The sequence below is a fragment of the Gaiella sp. genome, from assembly GCF_035558935.1.
GTDB lineage: Bacteria > Actinomycetota > Thermoleophilia > Gaiellales > Gaiellaceae > Gaiella.
Genome location: NZ_DATMBZ010000057.1, coordinates 1 through 7,048, shown reverse-complemented (window position 1 = coordinate 7,048; position 7,048 = coordinate 1). Strand labels below are relative to the sequence as shown.

Below are 7,048 nucleotides of genomic sequence, written 5' to 3'. Positions count from 1 at the left end.
GAAGGACTGGTAAGCCGTCGAATCCTCGTCTCTGTCTTAGACCGGGGCATCCCTCCTTCGGGGGATCGCCGGATCGGCAGGAGGAAGGAACGACGGCGCTGAGTGCTCAGGCAATGAGCCCACGCCGGAAGCCGACGGCTACGGCGTGGGCTCTGCTGCGCGCTTGAAGCTTCGCCAGCAGATGGCGGACGTGCGACTTGACCGTCTCCTCGGAGAGGAACAGGCGCTGCCCGATCTCCCGGTTGACGAGCCCGTCGGCGACGAGCTGGAGCACCTCGATCTCGCGGGCGGTCGGCTCCTGCTCGAGCTCACGAAGCGCGGGAGGAGGCGTGAAGGGGATCACGGCACCGGTCCGCTTCGAGTTCCGGCGCGCCGCAGCCGCCTCGAACCGGCGGCTGTGATCGCGGTATCGGTTCAGGATCTCCTTACGCTCCGCGGCGTCCACGAGATGCGTATCGGCCGTCCCGCAGGCGCTCTTTAGGCGGGGTGAGCAGCCGTCCCCCGAACGAGGGACACCCGTTCGCCGCCTCTGCTTCGGTTTGCTCGGAGGGATCGCCGGTCGTAGGCTGTCGAGGTTGTCGTGCCGGCCGTCCCCTTCCATTCGCCGAGGCTCGACTCGTCCGCCGAACAAGTCGGCGAGTTCGACGTCTCACATTGGTGGGCGGCTGTGCCGTCGTGAGCACGTGCTCCAGCGAAAGGAGAAAGAGGAACTCATGAGTCGAATTGCATCGCGTTGGCGCCTCGGCGCCCTCTGCAGCGTCGTGGCGGTCGTCACGGCGGCCGTCGGTGCCGGCGTCGGACAGTCCGCATCGGGCGACGCGGCGGCCGGCGGCACGATCGTCGCCGGGACGACCGACACCGTCACGAACCTCGACCCGGCCGGGAACTACGACTACGGCTCCGCGACGCTCGGTTACAACATCTACGAGCATCTCTACGACGCGCGGAACGGGGCGAAGGTCGTGCCGTCGCTCGCGACGAAGTGCGCTCCCGTGGGCACTGTCAAGACCTGGCGCTGCACGCTGCGTCGCGGCGTCACCTTCACCGACGGCTCCGGGTTCGACTCGGCGGACGTGAAGCACTCGTTCGACCGCGTCATCAAGATCAACGATCCGTCGGGCATCTCGTCGCTGCTCTCGAACCTGAAGAGCGTGAAGACGAACGGGCAGTACGCGGTCACCTTCAACCTGAAGGCGCCGCAGTCGACGTGGCCGCTGATCCTCGCGTCGGGCGCGGGCGGCATCGTGCCGAGCACGTATCCGGCCGACAAGCTCCAGGCGAACGACCAGCCGCAGGTCGGCACGGGGCCGTACAAGCTCACGAAGTACACGCCCGGCCAGCAGGCCGTCCTCGAGCGGAACGACGCCTACTGGGGGCCCAAGTCGAAGAACGACGGCCTCATCGTCCGGTACTACTCGAAGTCGTCGACGATGAAGCTCGGGCTCGAGCGCGGTGAGATCGACATGGCGTACCAGACGTTCACGCCAACCGAGCTCGTGTCGCTCGCAGAGAACAAGAACCTCAACGTGTTCCAGGGTCAGGGCGCGGCGATCCGCTACCTCGTGATGAACGTCCAGCGGCCGCCGTTCAACAACATCGCGGTCCGCAAGGCGGCCGCGTACCTGATGCCCCGCCAGTCGATCGCGCAGCGGGTGTATCGCAACACGGTCAAGCCGCTCTACTCGATGCCGCCTGCGGGTCTCCCGGGGCACGTCGACGCGTTCGCGTCGGTGTACGGCCGGGCGCCGAGCGTGGCGAAGGCGAAGGCGGCGCTCCGGGGCGCGGGCATCGCGATGCCGATGCCGATCGAGCTCTGGTGGACGCCGACGCACTACGGTGACGCCTCCGCGGACGAGTACGCCGAGATCAAGCGCGGCCTCGAACGGGGCGGCGTCTTCAAGGTGACGCTCAAGTCGGCGGAGTGGGCGCAGTACAGCGATGCGCTCGGGAAGCAGTACAACGCCTTCCAGCTCGGCTGGTTCCCGGACTATCCGGACCCCGAGAACTACGTCCTGTCCTTCTACCAGAAGGACAACTTCACCTCGAACGGCTATGCCACGCCGAGGATGACGGCGCTGCTCAAGGCAGAGCAGGCCGCGAAAACGGAAGCCCGTCGCATTGCGGTCATCCGCCAGATCCAGCAGGTGGCGGCACGTGACGTGCCGATCATTCCCGTCTGGCAGGGCAACATGATCGCGGCGGCGCGGAAGAACGTGCGCGGAATTCCGAGCACGCTCGATGCCGCGTTCATCATGCGGTTTTGGAAGTTGTCCAAGTCGTAGGCCGAGGCTCGGAGGAAGGGACGCCGCCACGGCGTTCCTTCCTCCGTCGGCCGACGCGGTTGGTCTAGGGTAGGCGGTCGGCGCCGCCGGGACGGAGCCGACGAGGCACGAATGGGCGTCCATGGCTGGTAGCAGAGGGACCTCGCTTCGACAGTACGCATTGACGCGCCTCGCGCTCGTCGTGCCGATGATCTTCATCCTGCTGACGCTCGTGTTCCTGCTGATGCGGGTCGCGCCGGGGGATCCGATCACGGCCTCGCTCGGCGGCCACGTTCCGCCGGCCGTCGTGAACCAGATCAAGGAGCAGCTCGGGTACGACCGGCCGATCTACGACCAGTACGGCTCCTATCTCGCCGACATCGCCCGCGGCGACTTCGGGACGACGATCACGGACCGGAGACCGATCGGCGACATCATCGTCCAGAACGGGATGGCCACGGTCGAGCTGACCTTCTACGCGATGATCGTCGCGATCGTCGTCGGCGTGACGTTCGGCCTCCTTGCGGGCCGCTACCGGGACACATGGATCGACGGTGGCAGCCGTCTTTTCGGGATCCTCATCTACGCGACGCCGGTCTTCTTCCTCGGGCTGATGGCGCAGCTCTTCTTCGGCTCGTACCTCGGCTGGCTGCCGACGTCCGACCGCGCCAGCCCGCTCGTCGAGGCGACGCTCGAGACGCACACCCACATCTACACGATCGACACGCTCTTGAACGGCGACTGGGACGCGTTCGTCGACGTCGTGAAGCACTTGATCCTGCCGGCGGTCACGCTCGGGCTCGTCACCGCCGGTGTCTTCATTCGCCTCGTCCGCGTCAACGTGATCCGGACGATGAAGGACGACTACATCGAGGCGGCACGTGCCCGCGGGATCGACGAGCGGTCGGTCGTCTACCACCACGCCTTCCGCAACGCGCTCGTCCCCGTGATCACCGTCGTGGGGCTGACGGTCGCCCTTCTCCTCTCCGGCGCCGTCCTGACCGAGACGACGTTCAACTGGCCGGGAATCGGCAAGACGCTGATCACGTACCTGCAGAACCGCGACTACGCAGCGGTGCAGGGGATCATCGTCGTCTTCGCCCTCGTGGTCGTGGTCGCGAGCTTGATCATCGACTTCGTCAACGCGTACATCGACCCGAGGATCAGGTACTAGTCGTGACCCTTCCTGCCAGGCCCTCCAGGTCCCCGGCGCGCGATGAGCGGCGCCATGCGTCGTCCTCGGTCGTCCCGATGCGTTCAGGTATCGGAACTCCCTGCGTCCTGGCCTGGCTTGCTCCTCCCGCACCAGGGACGTGGGCACATCACTGGAAGGGGCACTGATGGCGACCACCGCCGAGCCGGCCGTTCCACAGGCACCGCGCCGCCTCGGCGGCATCCGGCGGGCGCTGGCTCCGGTCACCGATGCCCGCGGCATGGCGCGCGCGATGTTGTGGATCGGCGCGGGGATCACACTCGCGTTCGTGCTCGTCGCGCTGCTCGCGCCCGTGATCGCGCCGTACGACTTCGACACCTTCCGCGCGGACGGGAGGCGTTTCCCGCAGCTCGCTGCGCCGTCGTCCGACCACTGGATGGGCACGAACGTCCAGTCGACCGACGTCCTCTCGCGCATCATCTGGGGCACTCAGACGGAGCTAAAGGTCGTGATCGTGTCGCTCTTCTTCTCGATCGCGATCGGCGTTCCCCTCGGTCTCCTGTCCGGGTACTTCGGCGGCAAGCTCGACCGGGTCCTCGTGCTGATCATGGACGCGCTCTTCGTCTTCCCGTTCCTGCTGCTCGCGATCGTGATCGCGTTCCTGCTCGCCGACAAGGTCGGCCAGGGCATCCTGAGCGCCGCGATCGCGATCACCGTCGTCTACGTGCCGCTCTACTTCCGTGTGGTCCGGAACCACACGATCTCGATCAGGGAGGAACCGTTCGTCGAGGCTGCGCGCGCCCTCGGCGCGCGCCCGTTCACCGTGATCCGCAAGTACGTCTTCTTCAACGTGGTTCAGAACGTTCCGCCGCTCGCGACGCTCAACGCCGCCGACGCGATCCTCACGCTCGCCGCGCTCGGCTTCCTCGGCTACGGCATCCAGCCGAGCGCGGGCGCGGAGTGGGGCTACGACATCAACCGGGCGGTCTCCGACGCGGCGTCCGGCATCTGGTGGACGGGTCTCTTCCCCGGGCTCGCGATCGTGCTGCTCGTCACCGGCTTGACCCTCCTCGGGGAGGGGCTCAACGAGACCGTCAACCCGGTCTTGCGGAAGCGGCCCCGCACGAAAGTGGATCTCGAGCCCGTGCCGGTCGACACGGAGCCGCTGTGAGCCCGACACCCGTCGTCTCCGTGCGCGACCTGCGCGTGTACTACGGCACGCCGAGGGGGACGGTGCGCGCCGTCGACCATGTCTCGCTCGACATCGGTGAGGGCGAGGTGCTCGGGCTCGTCGGCGAGTCCGGCTGCGGCAAGTCGACGCTCGGACGCGGCATTCTCGGGCTTCTCCCGGAGGGCGCCGTCTCGGACGGCGAGGTGCTCTACGGGGGGCGGAACCTGGTCGGGATGGGAGCGAAGGAGCTGCGACGACTGCGGGGGCCGGACCTCGGCCTCATCTTCCAGGAGCCGATGACGCGCCTGAACCCTGTCATGCGGATCGAGGACCACTTCCGCGAGACGCTCCAGCAGCACGAGCCCGGCCTCTCGGCCCGAGAGCTCCGCACCCGCTCGCTCGAGACGCTCGGTCGGATGGGCATCCCGCCGACCCGCTTTCGCCAGTACCCGCACGAGTTCTCGGGCGGTATGCGCCAGCGGATCATGATCGCGCTCGCGCTCGTGCTCCGGCCCAAGCTGCTCGTCGCCGACGAGCCGACGACGTCCCTCGACGTGATCGTCGAGGCGCAGATCCTCGGCATCCTCTCCGACCTACGCCAGACCTTCGGCACGGCGCTGCTCCTGATCACGCACAACCTCGGGATCGTGGCCGAGGCGTGCGACCGCGTGGCCGTGATGTACGCCGGCCAGATCGCGGAGGAAGGAGATGCGAGAGACGTGTTCGCCGACCCGGCTCACCCGTACACGCGCGAACTGCTGCGCTCGACCATCTCGCTGGAGACGGAGGAGCTCCATTCGATCCCGGGCTCGCCGCCGAACCTGATCGATCCGCCCAGGGCCTGCAGGTTCCATCCGCGCTGCCCGAGCGCGATGGTCGTCTGTGCCGAACGGAACCCGATCGAACAACGCATCGCCCACGGTCGCCGCGTCCTCTGCTGGCTGCACGGGCCGGAGGAGCTGATCCCCGACGGCGGCACCGAGCCGCTCGAGCGCGAGGAGATCGCGGTTGCAGACGAAGCCTGAGGCCGTCACCAACGGCCGCCCGCTCGTCTCGGTGCGCGGGCTGAAGACGTACTACTCGCTTCGCGGCAGCTTCGGGCAGCGGCTCCTCGGTCGCGAGGCCGGCTCCGTCAAGGCGGTCGACGACGTGTCGATCGAGCTGCGTCGAGGAGAGGTGCTGGGCCTCGTCGGGGAGTCGGGGAGCGGCAAGACCACCCTCGGCCGCACGATTCTCGGGCTCGTCCCGGCGACCGAGGGCAGCATCGAGTTCGACGGGCGCGAGATCACCCGGATGTCGGAGCGTGAGCTGCGCGGGCTGCGGCGCGAGATGCAGATCGTCTTCCAGGACCCGCACGCCTCGCTGAACCCCGCGATGACGATCGCCCAGCTCGTGGAGCACCCGCTCCAGATCCACGGCATCGGCTCGCGGGCCGAGCGCCAATCGCGCGTCGCGGAGGCGCTCTCGACCGTCGGGCTCGATCCTCCCGAGCAGTTCCTCGACAAGTACCCCTCCGACCTTTCGGGCGGACAGAAGCAGCGCGTGGTCATCGCCCGGGCGATCATCCTCAACCCGTCGCTGCTCGTGGCGGACGAGCCCGTCTCGATGCTCGACATGAGCGTCCGCGCCAAGATCCTCGAGCTGATGATGTACCTCAAGCGCGAGCTCAACCTCGCGTTTCTCTACATCACGCACGACCTTGCGACGGCGAAGTTCTTCTGCGACCGGATCGCCATCCTCTATCTCGGCCGGATCGTCGAGATCGGTCCGTCGGAGGCGATCTACGCCGAGCCGAGGCATCCGTACACGAAGGCGCTGCTCCGCGCGATCCCCGATCCCGACCCGCGCCGGACGGTTCCTCGCGATCTTCCTCCGGGCGAAGTGCCCGACGCTGCCCGCCCGCCGCTCGGATGCCACTTCCATCCCCGCTGCGCAGCGGCATTCGAAGTGTGCGGGTGGGAGACCCGCGACCTGCGCGAGCTGCTCGAGCGCCGCTGGGCGTTTCAGGCGCAGGAGCGCTACGAGGCGGAGCAGGCCCTGATGGGCGACCTCGCCGCGCTCGACGAGCCTGCGACGCGCATCCGGCTGAAGGCCGGTCAGGGTCGCACCGCAGCGGAGATGGCGGCGCTCTTGGAAGAGGTTCGCCGCGACGCGCCGGACGAGCGCTTCTGGACCGGTGTGAAGCGGATCGCCGCCGACGGAGAGCACCTCGACGTCGAGTGGTTCGACCCGGTCGTCCCACGGCCGCTCGAGGCCGGCGCGACGACCGTCGAGTGCCACCTCTACGACGAGGCGGCGCTCGCAGAAGCGGAGCGCCGCCGTTCGGAGACGGAAAGCCTACGCGGCGAGTGACGCGAGCTCGCGAAGCGCCGCGAGCCTGCTGAGCGCCTGGCCCTCGAGCTGGCGCACCCGCTCCCGGGTCAGGTCGAGCTCGTGGCCGATCGCCTCGAGCGTCCACGGCTC

Annotated in this window: 7 protein-coding genes; 5 read left to right on the top strand and 2 right to left on the bottom strand. The window is 68.0% G+C overall.

Annotated elements, in window-relative coordinates; genetic code table 11:
* Positions 1–106: 106 nt before the first annotated feature.
* Positions 107–445: a response regulator transcription factor gene (locus VNM44_RS05750; RefSeq protein ID WP_325623607.1), complete on the bottom strand. Its 339-nt coding sequence runs from the start codon at positions 443–445 to the stop codon at positions 107–109.
* Positions 446–713: 268 nt separating this feature from the next.
* Here VNM44_RS05750 and VNM44_RS05745 point away from each other — a divergent pair, with 268 nt between their 5' ends.
* The 5 genes from VNM44_RS05745 to VNM44_RS05725 all read left to right on the top strand — a co-directional run bounded on the left by VNM44_RS05745 (position 714) and on the right by VNM44_RS05725 (position 6,937).
* On the top strand, positions 714–2,282 hold the full coding sequence (locus VNM44_RS05745) for an ABC transporter substrate-binding protein (RefSeq protein ID WP_325623605.1): 1,569 nt from the start codon (positions 714–716) through the stop codon (positions 2,280–2,282).
* A gap of 160 nt (positions 2,283–2,442) precedes the next feature.
* Entirely contained in the window at positions 2,443–3,435 is a 993-nt protein-coding gene (locus VNM44_RS05740; RefSeq protein ID WP_325623603.1) for an ABC transporter permease, read from the top strand.
* A 166-nt stretch (positions 3,436–3,601) separates the two neighbouring features.
* Positions 3,602–4,585, top strand: coding sequence for an ABC transporter permease (locus tag VNM44_RS05735; RefSeq protein WP_325623601.1), 984 nt, complete (start codon positions 3,602–3,604; stop codon positions 4,583–4,585).
* On the top strand, positions 4,582–5,610 hold the full coding sequence (locus VNM44_RS05730; protein WP_325623599.1) for an ABC transporter ATP-binding protein: 1,029 nt from the start codon (positions 4,582–4,584) through the stop codon (positions 5,608–5,610). Before VNM44_RS05735 ends, VNM44_RS05730 begins: the two co-directional genes overlap by 4 nt.
* Positions 5,594–6,937: an ABC transporter ATP-binding protein gene (locus tag VNM44_RS05725; RefSeq protein WP_325623595.1), complete on the top strand. Its 1,344-nt coding sequence runs from the start codon at positions 5,594–5,596 to the stop codon at positions 6,935–6,937. Before VNM44_RS05730 ends, VNM44_RS05725 begins: the two co-directional genes overlap by 17 nt.
* Here the strand turns inward: VNM44_RS05725 and VNM44_RS17095 are convergent.
* Positions 6,923–7,048 (bottom strand): sigma factor-like helix-turn-helix DNA-binding protein (locus VNM44_RS17095; RefSeq protein WP_349258016.1); only part of this gene is annotated, 126 nt, incomplete at its 5' end. The two genes, VNM44_RS05725 and VNM44_RS17095, sit on opposite strands and share 15 nt — an antisense overlap.

What these genes read in the sequence shown, in the direction of transcription:
- VNM44_RS05745 (WP_325623605.1), top strand. Translation starts at nt 714, where the DNA reads ATGAGTCGAATTGCATCGCGTTGGCGCCTCGGCGCCCTCTGCAGCGTC.
- VNM44_RS05735 (WP_325623601.1), top strand. Translation starts at nt 3,602, where the DNA reads ATGGCGACCACCGCCGAGCCGGCCGTTCCACAGGCACCGCGCCGCCTC.